This window comes from Staphylococcus kloosii (genome assembly GCF_032139365.1).
GTDB lineage: Bacteria > Bacillota > Bacilli > Staphylococcales > Staphylococcaceae > Staphylococcus > Staphylococcus kloosii_A.
On the sequence record NZ_JAVTDB010000059.1, the window covers coordinates 1 to 20,021 of the forward strand.

The 20,021-nt window shown below is 27.9% G+C and carries 23 protein-coding genes and 2 pseudogenes; 18 read left to right on the forward strand and 7 right to left on the reverse strand.

All coding sequences use genetic code 11. From position 1 onward, the window contains the following. Positions 1 to 36: 36 nt before the first annotated feature. From RPL90_RS07805 to RPL90_RS07850, 10 genes are read left to right on the forward strand one after another with little or no spacing between them, the layout of a single operon-like run. Positions 37 to 861: a nucleotidyltransferase domain-containing protein gene (locus RPL90_RS07805; protein ID WP_313547495.1), complete on the forward strand. Its 825-nt coding sequence runs from the start codon at positions 37 to 39 to the stop codon at positions 859 to 861. Further along, positions 851 to 1,102, forward strand: a complete 252-nt coding sequence (locus tag RPL90_RS07810; protein ID WP_313547497.1) for a PqqD family protein — start codon at positions 851 to 853, stop codon at positions 1,100 to 1,102. The genes RPL90_RS07805 and RPL90_RS07810 overlap by 11 nt, the downstream gene beginning before the upstream one ends. A 13-nt stretch (positions 1,103 to 1,115) precedes the next feature. Next, positions 1,116 to 1,664: a GTPase gene (locus RPL90_RS07815; RefSeq protein WP_313547499.1), complete on the forward strand. Its 549-nt coding sequence runs from the start codon at positions 1,116 to 1,118 to the stop codon at positions 1,662 to 1,664. Next, entirely contained in the window at positions 1,658 to 2,482 is an 825-nt protein-coding gene (locus tag RPL90_RS07820) for a phosphotransferase (RefSeq protein ID WP_313547501.1), read from the forward strand. The genes RPL90_RS07815 and RPL90_RS07820 overlap by 7 nt, the downstream gene beginning before the upstream one ends. After that, positions 2,424 to 2,873 (forward strand): nucleoside-diphosphate kinase, encoded by a 450-nt coding sequence (locus RPL90_RS07825; protein ID WP_313547503.1) that lies wholly within the window; start codon positions 2,424 to 2,426, stop codon positions 2,871 to 2,873. The genes RPL90_RS07820 and RPL90_RS07825 overlap by 59 nt, the downstream gene beginning before the upstream one ends. Beyond that, positions 2,870 to 4,024: a glycosyltransferase family 4 protein gene (locus tag RPL90_RS07830; RefSeq protein ID WP_313547505.1), complete on the forward strand. Its 1,155-nt coding sequence runs from the start codon at positions 2,870 to 2,872 to the stop codon at positions 4,022 to 4,024. The genes RPL90_RS07825 and RPL90_RS07830 overlap by 4 nt, the downstream gene beginning before the upstream one ends. After that, positions 4,008 to 4,655 carry a dTMP kinase gene (gene tmk, locus RPL90_RS07835; protein WP_313547507.1) on the forward strand — a complete coding sequence of 216 codons (648 nt, stop codon included), beginning with the start codon at positions 4,008 to 4,010 and terminating at the stop codon, positions 4,653 to 4,655. The genes RPL90_RS07830 and tmk overlap by 17 nt, the downstream gene beginning before the upstream one ends. A 55-nt stretch (positions 4,656 to 4,710) precedes the next feature. Next, entirely contained in the window at positions 4,711 to 5,223 is a 513-nt protein-coding gene (locus RPL90_RS07840; protein ID WP_313547509.1) for a class I SAM-dependent methyltransferase, read from the forward strand. Next, positions 5,224 to 6,435 carry an MFS transporter gene (locus RPL90_RS07845; RefSeq protein ID WP_313547511.1) on the forward strand — a complete coding sequence of 404 codons (1,212 nt, stop codon included), beginning with the start codon at positions 5,224 to 5,226 and terminating at the stop codon, positions 6,433 to 6,435. A 45-nt stretch (positions 6,436 to 6,480) separates the two neighbouring features. Continuing rightward, positions 6,481 to 6,960, forward strand: a complete 480-nt coding sequence (locus RPL90_RS07850; RefSeq protein WP_313547513.1) for an NUDIX hydrolase — start codon at positions 6,481 to 6,483, stop codon at positions 6,958 to 6,960. Positions 6,961 to 6,988: 28 nt separating this feature from the next. Here the strand turns inward: RPL90_RS07850 and RPL90_RS07855 are convergent, their stop codons facing one another. After that, complete coding sequence (locus RPL90_RS07855; protein ID WP_313547515.1) at positions 6,989 to 7,645, reverse strand: recombinase family protein; 657 nt, start codon at positions 7,643 to 7,645, stop codon at positions 6,989 to 6,991. A gap of 184 nt (positions 7,646 to 7,829) precedes the next feature. On the opposite strand from RPL90_RS07855, the pseudogene RPL90_RS07860 reads away from it, so the two are divergent. Then, positions 7,830 to 8,063, forward strand: a pseudogene (locus RPL90_RS07860) (recombinase family protein); the annotation flags it as partial. A 15-nt stretch (positions 8,064 to 8,078) separates the two neighbouring features. Further along, positions 8,079 to 8,870 (forward strand): hypothetical protein, encoded by a 792-nt coding sequence (locus tag RPL90_RS07865; RefSeq protein WP_313547519.1) that lies wholly within the window; start codon positions 8,079 to 8,081, stop codon positions 8,868 to 8,870. Positions 8,871 to 9,335: 465 nt separating this feature from the next. Here RPL90_RS07865 and RPL90_RS07870 read toward each other — a convergent pair whose 3' ends face one another. The 3 genes from RPL90_RS07870 to RPL90_RS07880 all read right to left on the reverse strand — a co-directional run bounded on the left by RPL90_RS07870 (position 9,336) and on the right by RPL90_RS07880 (position 11,722). Beyond that, positions 9,336 to 9,431 carry a type I toxin-antitoxin system Fst family toxin gene (locus RPL90_RS07870; RefSeq protein ID WP_115337982.1) on the reverse strand — a complete coding sequence of 32 codons (96 nt, stop codon included), beginning with the start codon at positions 9,429 to 9,431 and terminating at the stop codon, positions 9,336 to 9,338. 280 nt (positions 9,432 to 9,711) lie between these two features. Then, positions 9,712 to 11,106, reverse strand: coding sequence for a helix-turn-helix transcriptional regulator (locus RPL90_RS07875; RefSeq protein WP_313547523.1), 1,395 nt, complete (start codon positions 11,104 to 11,106; stop codon positions 9,712 to 9,714). A gap of 271 nt (positions 11,107 to 11,377) precedes the next feature. Beyond that, the gene (locus RPL90_RS07880) at positions 11,378 to 11,722 is read right to left on the reverse strand and encodes a plasmid mobilization protein (RefSeq protein WP_313547526.1); all 345 of its coding nucleotides are present in this window, start codon (positions 11,720 to 11,722) and stop codon (positions 11,378 to 11,380) included. A 311-nt stretch (positions 11,723 to 12,033) separates the two neighbouring features. On the opposite strand from RPL90_RS07880, the gene RPL90_RS07885 reads away from it, so the two are divergent. From RPL90_RS07885 to RPL90_RS07895, 3 genes are read left to right on the forward strand one after another with little or no spacing between them, the layout of a single operon-like run. After that, complete coding sequence (locus RPL90_RS07885) at positions 12,034 to 12,414, forward strand: plasmid mobilization protein (RefSeq protein ID WP_398573861.1); 381 nt, start codon at positions 12,034 to 12,036, stop codon at positions 12,412 to 12,414. Then, positions 12,396 to 13,385 (forward strand): relaxase/mobilization nuclease domain-containing protein, encoded by a 990-nt coding sequence (locus RPL90_RS07890; protein WP_313547530.1) that lies wholly within the window; start codon positions 12,396 to 12,398, stop codon positions 13,383 to 13,385. The genes RPL90_RS07885 and RPL90_RS07890 overlap by 19 nt, the downstream gene beginning before the upstream one ends. A gap of 28 nt (positions 13,386 to 13,413) precedes the next feature. Continuing rightward, positions 13,414 to 13,866, forward strand: a complete 453-nt coding sequence (locus RPL90_RS07895; RefSeq protein ID WP_313547533.1) for a DUF334 domain-containing protein — start codon at positions 13,414 to 13,416, stop codon at positions 13,864 to 13,866. A 117-nt stretch (positions 13,867 to 13,983) separates the two neighbouring features. On the opposite strand, the gene RPL90_RS07900 is transcribed toward RPL90_RS07895, so the two are convergent. The 3 genes from RPL90_RS07900 to RPL90_RS07910 form a co-directional block, all read right to left on the reverse strand. Next, a complete protein-coding gene (locus RPL90_RS07900) occupies positions 13,984 to 14,415 on the reverse strand; it encodes a hypothetical protein (RefSeq protein ID WP_313547535.1) in 432 nt (143 codons plus the stop codon). Positions 14,416 to 15,152: 737 nt separating this feature from the next. Further along, the gene (locus RPL90_RS07905; RefSeq protein ID WP_313547538.1) at positions 15,153 to 15,623 is read right to left on the reverse strand and encodes a GNAT family N-acetyltransferase; all 471 of its coding nucleotides are present in this window, start codon (positions 15,621 to 15,623) and stop codon (positions 15,153 to 15,155) included. 63 nt (positions 15,624 to 15,686) lie between these two features. Beyond that, entirely contained in the window at positions 15,687 to 16,673 is a 987-nt protein-coding gene (locus tag RPL90_RS07910) for a replication initiator protein A (RefSeq protein WP_313547540.1), read from the reverse strand. A gap of 479 nt (positions 16,674 to 17,152) precedes the next feature. Here RPL90_RS07910 and RPL90_RS07915 point away from each other — a divergent pair, with 479 nt between their 5' ends. From RPL90_RS07915 to RPL90_RS07925, 3 genes and pseudogenes are all read left to right on the forward strand, one after another. Beyond that, complete coding sequence (locus RPL90_RS07915; protein WP_313547542.1) at positions 17,153 to 17,848, forward strand: DUF536 domain-containing protein; 696 nt, start codon at positions 17,153 to 17,155, stop codon at positions 17,846 to 17,848. Positions 17,849 to 18,213: 365 nt separating this feature from the next. Continuing rightward, positions 18,214 to 19,323, forward strand: coding sequence for an ATP-grasp domain-containing protein (locus RPL90_RS07920; protein WP_313547544.1), 1,110 nt, complete (start codon positions 18,214 to 18,216; stop codon positions 19,321 to 19,323). A gap of 483 nt (positions 19,324 to 19,806) precedes the next feature. After that, positions 19,807 to 20,021 (forward strand): annotated as a pseudogene (locus tag RPL90_RS07925) (hypothetical protein); the annotation flags it as partial.

Consider the following 20,021-nt stretch of genomic DNA (forward strand, 5'->3'; position numbering starts at 1 on the left):
TAAAAATTATATATTTCATAAGAAAAGAGGAACTATATGCTAAGTAAGCAAGATGTAAATGAATTGTTATCAGAATTTTTAGAATATAGTGATTTTAAAAAACACTTTAATAATAACAAATTAGTTACTGTATATGTTTCAGGATCCATAATGGAAGGTTTCGGAAATGAAGAATCTGATATTGATGTTTTTGTTATAAGTAATAGCGATATAAAACAAAATGTAATTGATTATGCCGAGAGTAATAAAGAATTCACTCTTTATATCAAACCAGAAAAATTAATTATATCAACTCTATATAACAATATAAATATAGATTTTGAGTTTTATAATTATCGTTACATTGAAAATTATATACAGGAAATAAATAGTGGAATTGCAGAATATCATGAAAATAAATTTGACTTAATACATAGAATGAAATATGGATTTTCAGTAATAGGAAAAGAAAAGTTTAATAGTATGCTCAATTCTATTAATTTTAATAATTATAATTTAATACAAACTAAAATAGTGAATGATTACTATATTGTCAAAAGTAAAGATATAAAAGGAGCAATTCAAGAACAACAATACCCTACTGCCTATTATATGTCCTTAGACCTTTTGCAAAATTGTGTGAGTGCGTATCTTTCGCTTTATGGTGAAACTAATCCAAATAATAAATGGATTTTTAAAAAGATAAATAGATATCAAAAGAATAACGAAGTTGATATTGATTTAAAAGGAATAGTTTATAATGCTTATTCAAATATAGATTTATATGATGAAGAATCTACGAAAAAGAAAACAATCCAAATATTAAAAAATTGTCAAAAAATAAATAGTTTAATAGAAAAGAGGAAAGCAAATGTATATTGAAAAAAATCCATTCGTAACATTACGTGAATATGAAGGAGATTTATTTTTATTAAATGATAATAATGCATATTACCTAGAAGGAATTACTCCTTTTTTATGGGAAGTAATGGAGGAGGAAACAATAGAAAGTTTAAGTTTAAAAGTTACAAAAGAATATGATGTTTCATTAAAAAAAGCTGAAAGAGATGTAAAAAAAGTTGTAGAGTTTTTAGAAAAAGAAAACTTGGTAACATTGGCTTAGGAGCGATATAAATATGAATGAACTTATTATTATGGGTATTCCTAATGTAGGTAAATCTACATTGATAAAAGAAATATCTCAAAAAAAAAATTTTTTTATACCTCAGCATGTTACTAATCGGATGCCAAGAAAGGACGATACAAATTTTTATAAATTTAAAAAAACAGAATATTTTAAAAAAAATGAATTTTATGAACTAGCGAATGATGATGAAGGAATTTATTATGGCGTTCCAATGAAAAATATACGAAAGTATAAAAATAAAATATTAGTGATTAATACGTCCATAAAAAACATAAAAAAACATCTTTCACATGATGATAAAAAATTTGTGTGTGTTATTTCTTCAAAAAATCCAGAAAAAACAATAAGAAATTGCGGGAATAAGTACAGCAATAAAGAAATTATCTATAGAATTAAAGAAACGACAAAAGAAATGATTCTATTAGAGGATTTTATTGATAATCCATATATTAATACTTATTATATTGAGGACTATTGTGACTTAACTACTATGTTCAAAGCAATTCAAAAAGAAATTAAAGGATTTTTCGAATGTTAATAAATAAAAAGATAATATACAAAAAAAAAGTTGGTTTAATATATGAATATTTACGAACTTATTATTCATATTATAACTTTTTAAATATATATTCTAATATTAACACTAAAGATGTTTATTTAGAATATATATATCTTCCAGGGGACACATTAAAGTTAAATGACAATAAACTTTATAGTGAATTTAAGACTTATTTAATACAGGAATCTAATAGTAAAAAAAGGAAGCAATTTAATAAGTATCTATGTAAAGATAATTTATTTAAGCAAGAAGTGATAAATTATAAGGATTTTATTGATCAAAAAATTAGGATGGATTTAGATATAAGATTTCAAAAAATTTATCCATTTCTCAAAAAATTATTAAATAATTTTTTGAGAAATGCTCATTGGAATGAAGAACATTATATAAGTCATGGAGACTTGCATTGTGGAAATATAATAGTTAATAGCGGTTTATTTTATTTAATTGATTTTGAAGAAATATCTTATGCACCTATGAACTTCGACTTGACTATATATATTTATAAATACTTTAACTTTACAGCCGGTTATTTAAATAAAAAAAGTTATAAATATATAGAAATGGAATTTATGAAACATAATTTATATATTAGTGATATTTGTATATATATTATTAAAGTGATATTCCAAAAAAAATATTTAGAATATGAAAAACATGGATATTATGCGAATAATGGTGAAGATAGATGGATTGATTGGTGGCAGGATTTGCAATTTTTGATAGGAGAGATTTTAGATGAGAGAAAAAACTCTAATAATTTTAAAACCGGATTGTTTAGAAAAACATATAGTTAATAAGGTTATTGAAAGGTTACTTAAAGTAGGACAAATTATAAACATGGATTTTTGTCTTGTAAATAGTGAAAAAATTACACAACATTATAGCGATAACTTAAAAAAATGGCCAATGGATATAACTTACAGAGTGATTAATTATTTTGTAAATAAAAATGTAATTATACTTGTATTAGAAGGTGAAGATATTTGTAGGAAAGTTAGAGAAATTATAGGAGATTCAGATCCGGCAAATGCTTGTGAGGATACTATTAGAGGAGATTTTTCTGAAGATTCTTATGAACTAGCTTTAGCAGAAAAGAGAAGTTGTTATAATATTATCCACGCAAGTGATAATTATGAACAGTTTAAAAAAGAATATACAATTTGGTTTGGGGATGAGAAGTTATGAATATATGTTTGGTATCAGAAGAATATCCAATAGAAACACCAAAAGGGGGGATTAGTACATATCAAAATATACTGAGTCAACAATTAGTAAAAGATGGACATAATGTGCATGTTATATGTAAAACTAAAACAAGAAATGACCACGTTGAATTAATCAAAGGTGTAAAAGTTCATTTTTTAAAAGATAACTTTGAAAATGACTTTCATACAGAGTATTACAGGAAAAAAGTAGCATTAAAAATGAAACAGTTAGAGGACAATATAGATATTTTTGAAGTAGCAGATTGGGGAGCGGAAAGTCATTTTTATATGAAGAATAGAAAAAAGCCGATAGTAATTAAGTTACATACCCCTTTATACATATGGAATAAATATAACAATTATCCTGAAGAAGGCGCACTAAAAACTATATTACATCAAGAAATAAATGATATAAAAAACGCGGATTACTTATATAGTTGTTCAGAATCGCTTAAAAATATTATAGAGAATGATTTAGAGTTAAATAATGAAATAAAAGTAGTCAACAATCCTTTTACTGCCTCCCGAAATAATATAACGAGTAATAAATCGAAAGAAATTATATTTGTGGGAAGTTTAGAAGAGAGAAAAGGAATACTAGAGTTAGCTAAAGAACTGAATATATTTTTTGAAAAAGAAAAAGATTATGACATCGTTTTAATTGGTAAAGATACTAATAGGAATAATAAAAATATTTCTACTAGAGATTATTTTATGTCTTTAATAGACAATAGGTTCAAAAGTAAAATTAAATTTTTAGGACATATGAGTAGGGAAGATATTTCATTAAAATTAAATAAAGCGACTTGTGCAATATTTCCTTCTTTATATGAAAACTTCCCATATGTACTTTTGGAATCACTAGATGCATTTTGTCCTAGTGTTGGAAGTAAATATGGTGGAATGACAGAAATAATTAATAACAACCAGTATGGTTGGATATGTGATCCATTTGAAAAAGAAAACATTTCAAATATCCTAATGGAAATATGTAGTATGGAAACAAGCGAATTAAATAAAATAAGTAATGATGCTAAGGCTAGTTTATCTAGGTTTGATGCTAAATATATATCTAAACAAACTATTAAAATTTATAAGGATACTATTGCAAAATATGAAGAAAAAAAATAATAACAGCGGATATTTGGTAGCGATTGAAGGAAATGATGGAACCGGTAAAAGTACACAAATAAAATTACTAAAAAAATATTTAAAATCTCGAAATAAAAAAGTAATAGTTGCCAGATATAATATGTCATACATTACTTTACCTGCCATAAAAGAAGGAAAAAAAAGAAGATTTTCTCCAGAAATAAATACTTATTTACACTTTCTAAGTATTATTGATCAATTCGATCAATATATTAATCGATATTTAAATAAAGGCTATACAGTAATATTTGATCGATATATATATTCAGTATTAGCCAGAGGATTAGCCAGAGGTGTAAATTCAGATATTATAAATTTCTTATATCATAGGTGTGTTAAACCAGATTTAATAGTTCTATTAGATATAGATCCATCTATAAGTATAAAAAGATTAAAAGGCAATATTAACTATTGGGAAGCAGGTTGTGATGTACTAAACGAAGAAAATTTAGAACAATCTTTTTTAAAGTTTCAACAAATAACTAGAAGACATTTGAAAGAATTGATAAAAAAAGAGGAGAATTATCAAATCATTAATTCCAATCATTACAAAAAAGATATATTTTTTAAAATCATTAAAACTCTAAATAATGATAATAATGGATGCTAAATTATTTTTATACTTTATAAATGAAATATAGAAATAATTCAAAAGGAGACTTAATATGTATAGATGGGATATAATTCATAACTTATTAAAAGACCAAAAAAATTTAAACATCGCTGAAATTGGAGTTTTTGAAGGTAAAGTAACTAAGAAACTTCTAGAAAATTTAGATATTAAACAATATTGGTTGATAGATCCATATAAAGTGTATTCAAATTATCTTGACACTAAGGCAGAACAGACACTTTTAAATCAAGCTTATAAAAATGTACAAAAAAATATTTTAAATAAATATGATAATGTTACATTGATAAAAGACTTTTCAGATAAAGCTTCAGAAATTATAAGTAACAATTCTTTAGATTTAGTGTTTATAGATGGAAATCATGATTATGATTTTGTGAGACAAGATATTAAATTGTGGTATGACAAAGTGAAAATTGATGGGATATTATCAGGTCATGATTATGATTATCCAGGCATTAAGGGAGTTAAAAAAGCTGTTGATCAACTTTTTGGTGAAAATATAATAGTAGCTGAAGATTATGTATGGTACACAAGGAAAATTTAAGTGAAAAAACTGTCAATCAATATACATATAAGATTATGGGGCAGCTTTATAAACAGACTAATTTCTAGCGCTATTTTCCCCTTTATGGCAATCTATTTAACTGATATAACTAATTCACTTTTCGCTTCTATATTTTTATCGGCAGTTGTATTTTTTTCTTTTATATTAAATATGGCTTCTGGATACATTATCGATTTAATGCCAAGAAAAAAGATACTTACTATTTCCTCAATTGGAGAATCATTCTCATTATTAATGTTGTATATCGGTATAATACAAACTGATGTGTATTTCTTTATAAGTGCATATCTGTTATATATTATTTTTTCTTCACTACGTAGGCCTAGTCTAACTGTTATTTTGCAAGATTCAGTAACAAAAGAAAATAGGGATTTTGTATATAGAATAGATTATTGGTTGATAAACTTATCATTAGCATTAGGAGCTTTTCTAGGTGGAGCTTTTTATGATAACAAAAAAGAAATCTTATTTCTTCTTTCTTTTTTGTCAACCACACTTATTACTTTAGTATATATTTTTTTAATTTCTGAAAGTAGTATAACTATAAGAAAAGTAGTTAATAAAAATGTGTTTAAAGATTTTATACTATCCTATACAGAAGTATTGAAAGATAAAAAATTTGTGTTGATGACTATAGGGATGTTAATAATATTTTCGGCAGAATTAAGCACTAATAGTTATGTCTCTGTTAGATTACATAATTCTTTTCAGCATATATCCATTTTGGGTATAGATATTACAGGTGCAAGAATGTTTTCTTATTTGAGTATGACGAATACTTTAGTTGTTGTAACTTTTACATTAGTAATAGGATATATCACTGCTAAAATTAAAACTCCTTACGTATTAATTAGCGGATTAGCTTTTTATACTATTGGTTATACAGTAAACTTCTTTGCAAATGAGTGGTGGATCCTTATCATGTTTATGGTTGTGGCATCAATTGGAGAATTGATGTACGCTCCTATTACTAATTCAAAAATGATAGACTTAATACCATCAACTAAAAGAGGCGCATATAATTCTTTTTACTCATTGAGTAGTACTGGTGCTGAATTAATTGCAAGATTAACCATATTATTTTACCCTTTGACTAGCCCATTAGTAATCTCTTTATTCTATTTTGTTTTTCTTATACTGGGAAGTATTTTAGTATATAGATCTTTATTCTTTAATGCTAAACTTGGTTAATAAAGTGTAATATTTGAAATTTAAAAATTTGAAAGGAATCGTAAAATGGAGATAAAAAAACATATTGGAATTTACGGTGTTTGCTTTGAACAAAATAAATTATTATGTATTAAAAAAAATTCTGGTCCATATAGAGGTCGTTTTGACCTTCCTGGAGGTAGTCCCAAAAAAGATGAAGGTCTAACAGAAACATTAAAACGTGAAATTTTAGAAGAAACAGGGTATTATCTATCTGCTTACATAAACTCTAGAGTTTATGATGCTTTTGTGAAAGAGAGAGAGTCTAATTATATAGTTCATCATATAATGATAATTTATGATATTGATAGAAATATAACTATTCAACAGAGAGAGTTATCTAAATTTGTGGATAATGAACTAAATGACTCCGAGGCAGAAGTATGGGTTGATTTGGAAGAAATTAATTTAGAAAACTCCTCTCCATTAATACTCAAAATAAAAAAAGAACTTTTAGGAGAAATAAGTTTGGATACAGATGTTTATAACGATTGGATTACTAAATAATATTAGTAATCCAATCCCTTTGTAAAAACTATGGACGCTGTGAAGAAACCTCATTTGCACTGACAACCCTTTTATCAATATAATCTTCCTTATCCTTTTTAATTCTATAAACTGTCTGTCTTGTGATATTCGCTTCTTTAGCGATTTTACTGATTGCTTTGCCTTCTTTTAACAATTCTACAACGCGATGATAAATCACACGTTTTTGAGGATCTTTAGCATTCGGTGCATAGAGTAAAGGACGTCCTTTATATACGCCTTTGTCTTTCGCAACTTGAATACCTTGAGCTTGTCGACGTTTACTTTCATTTCTCTCTTGTTCTGAAACCATTGCTAAAATTTGAACAATTAAATCTTTCATAAACTTATCAAGTAATGGATAGCCCATCACTTCATTCATCATAGGTAAACTTGTAATCATTAATTGTACGTCTTTTTCCTTTAAATAATTCACCGTTTCAATAATTTCATCATAGTTACGTCCCAAACGATCAATAGACTCTACAACGAATCGATCTCCCATTCTTACAAAATTAAGTGCTTCTTGAAATACAGGTCGATTTTCAACTGATTTACCAGATTGTTTCTCTGTAAAGATTTTCTCTACACCAAATGTTTTTAAATTATCCAATTGTCTTTCTAAATTTTGATCTATCGACGAAACTCTTGCGTAACCTATAATCATTCATCTTCACTCCACAATTAATATACACCCTAATCATACGTTTAAGTAGCTATAAATTCAACAATTTATTTTGTATGATTAGGGTGTACCCTGAAAACACAAATAAAGTTGTTGAAATTTGTGTTATGATTAATACATTATAGACTTCAAAAGTAATATTTTTATATAATAATCAAATACTTATAGATGTTATTTTTCCATGATGAGTGCCTTTGCTAAATTAGAAGCTAATTTATTAAGCGAAAGGACTAAAAGAGGCTTAGAGTCAGCCAAAGCGAGAGGAAACATGGGAGGAAAAAAGCCTATGCCGCAAGAAAAAAAGAACTATATTAAACTTTTATATGACTTAAAAGAATACACAGGTAAAGAGATAGCAAACAAGGCAAATGTTAGTAGAGATATTGTATATAGAATATAAAAAGGGGTAATTGATATGAACAATAATAAATTTGAAGAAGAAAAAAGTAAGTTAATCTATGATTTAACAATAGCTTTTGAAGAATACAAAAATACACTTAACAATGAACTTTACAAATTCAAACATAATTCTAATTTAATAATGAGTAATGCCTTTAAAGTTATGCCACTATCCGAAATGATGAAAAAAGACGAATTGAATAGCAAACCATTATCATTAGCAGATATGGAATATAGAAAAAACCGAACTGAAGAAGATTTTGAGAAAGAACGATTAAATAAACTATCAGAACAATTAAATCATTTAGAAAGTGGTTATAGGCATATCCAATATTACAAAGATTCAATTGAAACATTTTTGAAAAGTTACAAAACCTTAAATAAGGCTATTGGTGATTTAGTACATTTTTATAAAGTAACTGGTGAGTATAGAAAAGAATTAATTAAAATAAGACAACTCAATAAGTGCTTAACCCCTTTAAATGACAGTGGACATGAAAAGTCAGATTTAAGACCTCTATATGAATTAGAGGGGGCTTATAATGCAATAGAATCTTTTGAAAGTCCACAAGAGATACGGAAAGCAAATCAAGTTGGGTTTATACTGAAAAAAGATAATGACGGAAATTTTAAAATTGATAGAAACGGTCAATACAGAATAGATTCATATTATTTTATAAACAGAGTTAATAAATTAAAGTCTAATTTACGTAACAAATATGAAAAGAATTTGAAAGCAGTTAATAAAATTACTAAACATCATACTACTAACGATAGATTAAGAAGATATTTAGAATTTGGGAAATAAAGATAACAAAGTAATTAATGTATACCACAGTATTTTGTCAGGTTCCGAGCTAAACGAATCCGAAACAAGCAAAGATTGTATTGTCTTAGAAAATTGCATTACAATAAGATTTTAGATTTTGCATATTATGAAGATATATATTATCTTTTTCCTCTTAACACTCGTAAATCAGATATTGAATACTACCATAATTTAAGAAGTGAAAAATAAGTGAATTAGATGTTGATAACATTAAAAATCTACAATCACTTCGTCATTAAATATTAACTATTTGGGCTCTTTAATAGTCATTGCAAACAACTTTGCCTCTCAAAGTATATTCTAATTTATTTCTTTTTATTATTACTAATTTTGCATTCTTCCTCATTATGATGTTATAATACAATTAACAAAGATATCTGCATTTGATGCACCAAACCCCTCACTACTCGCAATAGTGAGGGGTTTTTAGTGTGGTTATGTCGCCTATTTATCGTTACGCTTACGTAACCAATGCGCAAACAGCGCAACGATACAACCACTGATGACTGTGGTCGTGATGTGAACAAAGATATCTGTCATTTTTAGCACCTCCTCTCTACGTCAATTGACGCCTGAGAGATAGGCGACTTTGTTATTATATCATTTGTGAATTCGTAAGCATATGTACTTCTGATAAGTTGAATTATGTCACTTCAACTCTAAAATGATTAAAGCAACACCATTTCTAATTAATACTAAACCAATGACTGTCAAAATAATCATTAATATTTCATATTCAAATAATGCTATTCCTTTCTCGAAAGCGCCCCTATTAATTTATTTAGAAATTGATAGAGGCACTTTCGTTATAAATTAACAATCAATCTATCTCAGGTCTTAAATTAACCTTTTCAACTGGCTTTAAGAATCTTTCTATATCAATTTGCTTAATTCTTTGGGTAATTTGCTTTTTGTCTTTATATCCAAAATTTTCAACTCTATCTAATACTAATTGAGTTAAAATTTTCACTGGATTCTCAGGATAATAACTATCACCTAAATATTTTTTAATTTCTTGCTCTGTATAATGAATAAAATTCTCTTTAGCAACTAAGCCTTCCAAAGAATAAAATAAAAATTGTCTAGCTTTGTTAAATTCATACCACTTAACAAAAAATTCTCTTGTAAATTGAAATGCTTTCTTTATTCCAATTTCTTTTTTGGTTTTATCTTCTAAGTAATCAAACATGTATTTGTAGCAATATTTTGGAATCAACATAATACTTTGTCTCTCTGAAAAATAATAGTCTTTAGATAACTCTTCAGAGCTATGAACATTAGTATTTTGAAAGATATATGATCCTATAGATTGAGAATTAATATTGTTCATTGTACGTAACGACCTTGGAGAAAGTAAATCAATATTTATATTCAAGTAATCACATAGTTTTAAAATACTACTAATGCTAGGATCATCTTCATCTTTTTCCCACTTCATATACTCTATACTCGAAATCTTCAAATCCTTTTCAATATCTTCAAAGCTTATATCCATCTTCTCTCTATAATGCTTTAATGAATTGGAATAATTCGTATCTTCTCCATAGTAATCAAAATAATCATCCTCAAAGAGTTGCCTAATTTCACTTAATGACCATTCTATATTTTGTATTAATATACTCATGTTAATAGGTTCACGCTTATCATTAAATTTAGTAAACCCTGGAGAATCTGTCTCTACATTTATAGGAAATTGTAGTTCATTTTTATGATCATATGAACTAAATAGTTTCAATTTATCTAGAAGACCCTCAGCTCTATTAGTAATTATATCACTGCTTCTTTTACTAACATCTCGATATAAATAGTCATAGTACTCTCTCATTATAAAATCATATTTAGGAAGAGCTACCCAATCATCATGATTTACTAAATCAAACTTATGAACTATGTCAGATAAATTTTTAAATGTTTTAGGAATCCCTTCTGAATGTCCATGAAAATATTCTTCAATATTATTTTCAATCAAATTAATTTCTTCGACGTTATAAGACTTCCACTCTTTTGTTAAAAATTGAGAAATAGTCATATTAAAATATTTGGCGATGTCATCAACGATATGAAAAGTAAATTCTTTCTGACCAGATTCTAAGAATACTATGTCATCCTCCGAATAACTAGAAAAACTAATCGTCTTATTTAATTCATTAGACAATTCTTTCTTAGTTAAATTCCTGTATTTTCTTTCTAAGTAAAGTTTCTTTCCTAAATCCATTTGAATTCCCCCTCTATAAAAACATCATACAACGAATATAAATAAAAATAAAATATTATAATAAAAACGTATTGTTGCAACACGATTTTATTATAATATATAAGATTAAAATGATTTATTGCAGAAAAAAGCCTCGATAAATCTTGATTTATCGAGGCTTTTTTCCTTTTAAAATATAAATTACTGTTCAAAAATATTTTTTATAACATCCCTAATTTCTTCCTTTAGCTTTTCATCATTTTTATACCCATTTAAATTAATATATTCCGCATCATTCTGCAATATATTGTAAAAAGGCTTTAAATGTATTCACATAACCCGCATAACGATAATATTGCTCTTCTAAGTTATCGAAATCTTCTCTTGTGACTTCATATTCACCATGGCCTGCCATCAATTGCTTTTTGAGTTCTTGATTTTCCTTTTCTAGTTCATTAATACGTTCATTTGCAGGATAAACAACGGTAGGTTTAATTCGATTACCTAAGGCAGTCAGTCGTGTATAGGCCGTTGGATTTAAATCTCTCATTTCTGCGAGTTGTTTTACTTTTTCATACTCGTCTTCGGTTAAATTGATATTGATTGTTTTCGCTTTTTTATGATTTTGATCTGGCATTGATATCCCCTCCATGACTAAGTAAATACTCAAAAAATAAATGCTATTTTGATTGAGTAATGACTCATATTTATGCTCACATTTTTGAGCGTACGTACTAAGCAAATACTCATGAGTATTTGCTATTTTTTCGCAGAAAAAATCACAGGGGGCTTGGGGGATTCATCCACCAACAAGCAGGGGATCTAGCTACGAAGTGGCTAGCATACCCATTGCTTGCCAAACCTCTATAACGATGTGAGTGAGATGATATTATGTTATAATATCATCAACGGAACAACGTGTCTTTCGTTAGAAAGCGAGGTGGGATTGTGAGCGAACGTAAAACAATGACTGAAGGTAACGCAGCTGTCGGGCAAAACCGTACCCCCGACCGCAAGGCACCGAAACAAATTAGTTTTCGTGTGAGCGAATCCGAATATTCAAAGTTACAGGCGTCGGCTGAAACTTTGAATATGAGTGTGCCTTTGTTTGTTAAAAACAAGGCACAAGGGGCTCGATTAGTGGCGCCCAAATTAGACAAAGTCACGCGCCAATCGATGGCCCAAGATATGGGTAAGTTGGGCAGCAACTTAAACCAAATCGCTAAAGCTTTAAATACTTATGGCGAGCGCGCAAATATGAAACAAATGCAACAAGATATCGCCATCATGCGTGAGGAGTTGAATCATATATGGCAACAACTAAAATAAGTGCGACGAAATCGACATCACGTGCCATTAACTATGCAGAAAAACGCGCTGAGGAAAAAAGGGGTTTAAATTGCGATATTGATTATGCTAAAAGCGCGTTTAAAGCTGCTCGCGAAGTTTATGGTAAAACAGACGGCAATCAAGGCCATGTCATTATCCAGTCATTTAAACCCGGAGAAGTGACACCTGAACAGTGTAATGCCCTCGGTTTAGAACTCGCCGAAAAAATAGCACCTCATCATCAAGTAGCGATTTATACGCATAGTGATACCGATCATGTACATAATCATATCGTTATTAATGCCATCAACTTAGAAACAGGAAAAAAATTCAATAATAATAAACAAGCACTCAAAGACGTCCGACAAGCAAATGATGAGATCTGCCGTCATCATGGTTTATCCATTCCCAACAATCAAGCAGAGATGCGCTACACACAAGCTGAACAAAATTTAATCGATAAAGGGAAATCATCATGGAAAAATGATATTCGCTTAGCCATTGATGAAACACAAGCAACCGATATGGAAAACTTCCAAGACCAATTACGTACGAAAGGCATCATGGTTGAACGTGTGACAGATAAAACAATTACCTATAGACATCTAGAAGCAGATAAAAAAGTACGTGGCAGCAAACTAGGCGATATTTATGACAAAGGAGGCATTACGCATGGCTTTGAAGCCGAGAAACAACGCAGAAGAAGACAATACGAATCAAAATCAACAACTCCTGAACGAACTCCAAAAGATCAATCAACGCATAGACAACCTAGAACAACACTTAACTGGTCATCTTTCGACCAATCAACCCAAGCCCTCTTCAATGAACGAAAACGTCGTGAACGAGCTGAAAGAGCAGAACGCGAAGCTCGGGAACAGGATGATCGAGCTCGAGCAGCGAGAGCAAAACAGGTCGAAAGAGAATCAAACATTAGTCAGAGAACTCAAGGCTTCGACCTCGAACTTTAAAAACTATCTAGATAAGACTGAAACGAAAGTGATTCATATATCGAACCAAATGTTATCTAAAATTGATACAAAACATATAACTGAGGATGTCACAAAAGCTTTTAAACAAGAAAAAGATGGGATGTACGAGGATATCAAAGGTATTCGAATGGCCAACAAAGAACAACATGAAGTATTGCATAATAGTTTAAAAGAAAATCAAAAGTTGAATAGTACGTTTAAAGCGAGTATCAAAAGCATGACGCATGGTATGGGCGCTTTATACTTCGTTATTTTAATAATGGCTTTAGTCTCAATTGTCACAGGTCAAATGGGGCACATTTTAGGTGTTGATAGCATGTATAGTACATTGCATTACAATATTACTCATGCCCAATCCGCATGGGGCTACTTATGGTATATCGCTTATATCGTCCCTTATATATTGTTTGTTTTAATTTTATGGGCCTGTTTAAGTCTATTAAGACTATTTGAAAAGTGAAATTTAAAGGTTATTATTAAGTAAATAAGTATTGATAGTTAAAGACTATCAATACTTATTTCAAACAGAGCGTTATTTCTATATAGTATCAAGGCAAGAAGAAACTCGTTTCAAAACCTAAAAGAAATCAATGATATTTTTTAAAAATGAATAAGCAGAATATACAGCGCCAGCAATATCAAAAATCTTAAAAAGTATATCAGCAAAAGATCCATTGTCATCAGAAATTTTAAAAGCATAAATAGCACCAACTACAAAGCAAGTCATAGCACCACAAATTAAAACAGCAAATATAAATTTCAGAATGAAAAATTCATAATCTCCAAAATATAAAGATAAGAAAGCCATTCCAACTCCACCAATAAAATAGCAATACTTTTTATAGCCTTCTTCATTTAACTCAACAAGTAATCCTAAAAACCCGAATATTAAAAACGGAAACCCTACCCAAATCAAACCTCCACTACTAAACATAAACCAAAAAAAGCCAAAAATAATACAAAAAATAGCTATAGTATATCCACCTAAACCATTACTCTTATTTTCCAATAAATCATCCCTCGTTCTTTTAATTTTAATTATTATACACCTTAAAAACCTTTATTTAACGGTAAATCGAAGCTACTTGTCTGTTAAACAGAAAAAAAGGATTTTGAAAGAACATAATATTATGGGCAAATTTAAAGCTTTAATCACTCAGTGGTTAAAGCTATTTTTTATAAAAAACAGCAAGAAAAAACATCTATTTGCTTTATTGACGCTGAGCCTCGGAACTCTTAACAATCCCAAAACTTGTCGAATGGTCGGATTAATAGCTCACGCTATGCCGACATTCGTCTACAATTTTAGTTAAGGGTTCTCCTCAACGCACAATAAATTTTCTCGGCATAAATGCGTGTTTTACTTTTTGTTTTCCGAAGGTTTCCAAAATAAAACCACAACCATAAAAAGTAAAAAATAAATAATAAACCAAAAATCTAAGCGACTTTGATTTATTTGCTGATATATAAAAACGAACATCAAAACAGACATGATTAATTGCACAGAAAAACGTAACCACATAAAAAATATAACCTCTTTTTTAGCAAACTTTATCACAAGCAGTATTAAAATTTTAAATGCCTTTATTTTGAATTTTAAAGGGGTATTTTAAAGATTTAGGGGTGAATCATATAGTTTAATGCCTAAAAACTTATATAAGCGCTTAAAAAGTAAATATGAGCTAAATAAGGATATATATCATCAAAACCAGAACTCAAAAGGTGTAACTTCACCCGTTGGCCCTTTTAAATTACTTTTTTCATGACTACAATCTTTAATTTTTGGTTATCTGGTTTGTTAAGCTCATACTCATCACAAGTAATGTAGTCTAGCGAATGGTAAATACTTATATTCTTAGGTACATTCGCCCTTACTTTACATGTTATTTCAGAAACCCCGTTATTTTTAGTATATTTTTCTAAAAAACCTAAAAGTGCTTTGCTTATACCTTGTCCTTGGTAATGCGGAATCACAGAAAGACGATAAAAAGTTAGCCTATAATTTTGAATTTTAAACCGAACCATGCCTAGAGGTGCATCCCCATCATAGACAATTAAAGCTTCTTCATTATCATTTAAAAAGGCGCTTGTAATGGTACTTTCTTGTTCTTTGAGTGCGCTCGAAGGGATTTCATCGGTTGCATATTCTGAAAATGCTTGAATCATTAAATCATAAATGAACGGTATATCTTGAATTTCAGCCTTTTTAAAATACATTAAATCGATGCTCCTAACCTTTATATTCTCTAAGCCTAGTTATCCGTCATTTCCAACGCTAAACTATTGACGAAAGATATTATGCATATTTTGGTTACGCATACGCGCTGCATGCATTTCTTCTAATTCGGATAAAATTGTGCGCATTAAATAACCTTGCATGGTGTTAACACTTTCAGCTTGGCCTTTAACACTGCGATCACGTAAAGCTTTTTTAAACCTTTTTAAAGCCGCAAGGATTTCATATTCAATTTGTTCAAGCATGTAGAAAGCTTCATCATGATTTGTATTAAACGACTCTTTAGCTTTAAGAATAATGGATTTAATGATTTCTAAATCTTGATAGTTGAAATTCAATAAATAGTTTGTCAATTCCTCAGGAAAATTTTGTAACAATATTTCTTTATTATCTTGGTTATCCCATATATGTGAAAAATATTTTGAATCATGGGAGTGTGTTTCATCTTTAGTTATAATATTGCATGTATCATTCAAATCATTCGTATCATTATTCTCAGTCTTTATATAATCAGTATTATTAAATTCAGTATCATTTGCGTATGATTTGAATATGTCTTGATGTATTATATTGATACTTTTAGACGTATTATTATCATAATTCTGGACGTATGATTTTGATACGTCCTTGTTATTAATAGGTTCTATATCGTTTTCTTGTTGCGATATGTAATATATATCAGCTTCTGTTACCTCAGGTTTTTTAATATATAACTTATTGGGTTTATTCAAACCTACCCTTACTTGATTAAATAAATTAGCTTGGGTTAATTCTTTTTTAATTTTAGATAACTTATTTGGACTACTTATATTTAGAATAGATTTAAGTTTTTCATTGGTATAAATAAAAAATATATCTCCATTTTCGTCTATCCAATTATTTCTTATAGATAAGTCTAATCGATCTCTGAGTATTGACCAAGTTATTTTTGCATCATTAGATAACTTAGTATATTTGGGATTAGTAAAAAATACTTTAGGTAATTGATAAAATTTTTCTTTTTGGAGTTCTTTAATATTAAAGTTGGACATATAAAAACCTCTTTCACATTTAAATTTTAAAAAAGAGGTAATAAAAAGTAATAAGTATGTTTATATGTATTCGACTTGCACTAATAATTCTTAGTATATATAATAAGAATATAACAACTATATAAACAAACAAAACACTTGTTTTTTATTACCGAAGAAACCTGACTATTCCCGTAGTCGGGTTTCTTTATATATTTATATTAACACTTTTGCAAGGTTTGTTAAATTGTTTATATGAATTTGAGTGAATGCATTTTCAAAGTAGGACCTTCTTTTATATAAACTCTTTATATGGTAGTGTTATATAACCCTATATAACCCCTTTTATATCAAGTGTAAATTGCGTATAATTGCGTAAAGGACATTGTTGTATATATATAGTTTTATACATATAACGATTTGTTTAATGCTGTTTTTGTAAGTATAAAAGGTGCATAAAGGTATAAATGCTATGCGTATAATTATATGGAGGGTGTTATATGAAGAGTATGAAACAGATTGCCGATGAATTAAATGTGACAAAAATGACTGTTTACAATAATGCGAAAAAAGCGAATGTGAGATTCCAAAAGGTTGATAATGTCAACTATTTATCTGGTGAAGATGAAGTTATAGTAGTAAATAGAATTAAAAAAAATCAGAATAAAAATGATTACTTTGAAGATAATAAAAACAAAGAAGAAACTAAGTCTAAAGATGATAATCTTGTAAAAGATGAGACGATTAAACATTTATATAATCAATTAAATATATACAAGGAACAGTCCAACAGAGATAAAGAACAGATCAATACACTGAATAGACTTTTAGAAAACCAACAAATATTGGCTTTAGAAAGTAATAAGAAAATTCAAAAGTTAGAAAATCAATTAGAAGAAGAAAGGCAGCTTAATTATTCTTTTGATACAACAATTAATGACAGACAAAATAGTAATATACAAGAAGCCAATTTTACTGAAGAATCTAAAAGTACTAACCAACAACAAGAGAAAAATAAACCAGCAGATAAAAATACGGAATATAAAGATATACCTGAAGATAATAAGAATGAAGATGTAAAAAAAGCAACTATTACAGAAGGAGAGAAGCAATCTGAAAAAAAAGAGACTGAGACTAATAATGAGGTAGAACAGCCATCTAAAAAGGGGTTTTGGAATCGTTTATTTGGTAACTAATTATATTAAAAAGGCACGACTAGTTCATGAACTAGTCGTGCCTTTTATATGAATAGATCTTCTGATATGAAAAACAAATCTTTTAAATTCTATATTAAATTGCGACTTTTAGTGTTCAGCCCAATTAACGAAAATGATTTCGGTTTACTATCAGTACTTGGGTGCTGTTTGAATATATATATCATTACTATATTTTATACTTATATAATAACTCAATTGCAAGTCTTTAAAGACTTAAAAGATTTAATTAGTTCAAAGATATTCATCAAAATGACTCTTATATAGCAAATGGAATATTTACATTTTTTAAGAAGTGCACTATTATATTCTATTGAAAACGATTTCAATAGAAATGAGGAAAATATATGACAAAAGTATATTATTTAGCATTTTCTCCTATAAACAATATCTGTAATGAAAATTTTTTTGATGGTTCAATCACTATTTATCCTAATGGCGAAAAGGGTAATATATATTACACGTCTAATTTTATAAGTGATACGAATAATGAATTGTTTTTAAAAGAATATAAAAAATTCATTGTCGATAAAACTAAAAAAATAGCAAAATTATATAATGATGATGTAGAGTTTTTGTTATTTAATGATAAGAAAAAAATAACTAAATTATGCGAAGATATTCAAAATATTAAAATAATAAAAGGGAATAAGCAAGAGACTATCGAATTATTAAATGATAAATTCCGTATTAGAAAGGAAATAAATGACATACTTCCTACTGTTGATTCGAAAATTGTACAGGGTAAATATCTAAAGGAATATTTAAATTTTACAAATGAGCATTTTGTAGTTCAAATGAAAGATGGATCAGGAGGAGATGGAACTTATTTAGTAAGGTTTGGTAATATAGATGATATAGAAATAAATAAAGATGTGTTTTATTCAGTTAGTAAATATATAAGGAATATCCCAATAAATTCTACTTTAGTCATAGGAAAAAAAGACTTTTTAGAATTACCATCTTCGGTACAACTGATTGAAATTTTTAATAATCAATTTCATTATTCTGGAGCAGATTTTTCATATATAAATTGTTTTACCAATAAAATTTTAAAAAAATTAAAAAAATTCAATTTAAAAATTGCAGAATTTTTAAAAGAAAAAGGATATAAGGGAGTGATTGGGATTGATTATTTAATTGTAAATGAAGATATATTTTTTATGGAATTTAACCCGAGATTTCAGTCTTCATCATTCTTATTGAGTTTAGAGTTAGAAAATCAATGCAATAGTTGTTTAGGGGAATTACATTACATAGCTATTACTAATCAAAATTTTAAAAACATTAGTTTAAATGATATAAATCTTTCATTTTTAAACTCTAATGCAAAAAATATATTTCCAAATGAAAATCGAAAAATCAAGAATGGTTATTTTAAAAAAAATCCTAATAGTGTATATAGATTAATTTATAATAGATCGATTTTCGATCAAAAATATCATGAATTTTTTTAAAATTTATTAAAAAAATAAAATGTTGTGTTATTTTTAATTGACTGAAAATTCAAAATGTTATATTTTTCTAGTAAGGGGGTGAAAATTATGAAAAAAAAATATACAAGTCCTAAAGTTGTTAAAGCTAGTACATCAATTGCTATCGCAGCAAACGCACCTATTTAAAAGTTAAGAGAGGTATATACCTCTCTTCTCTGATTTTTGATAGGAGGGATATTTATATATATTTTTTTTATATTCGTATTTATAATCGCTCATATTTGGTTCTATTTTGTAAGAAAGTATGTAAGAGGGAACTTCTTTAAAAGAATAATAAGGATACTTATCATTAATTTACCTTACTTATTAATATTTTTATATTTTCCTTTACCGAAATGGAAATTCTCATTAAATTTGTGGGATAGTTTATTCATTTTATTATTAGTAGTACTATTGAAATTACCTGATTTTCCATTACTTAAGTTGAATATAAAGAATAGTTTTGTGAAATTTCAAGAACCTATTGATTTAGGGAAGCTCATTTCTAGATTAAGCGAAGTAACATTAATACCAATTATTGAAGAGTTATTTTATAGGGGGACAATACCTCTAGATTCAAATAATACATATTTTTTTATAGTATTTAGTATTTTAATGTTTAATATTTCCCATTATATAGGGGGATTAAAAAATATCAGTAAGCATATCATACTAATTAT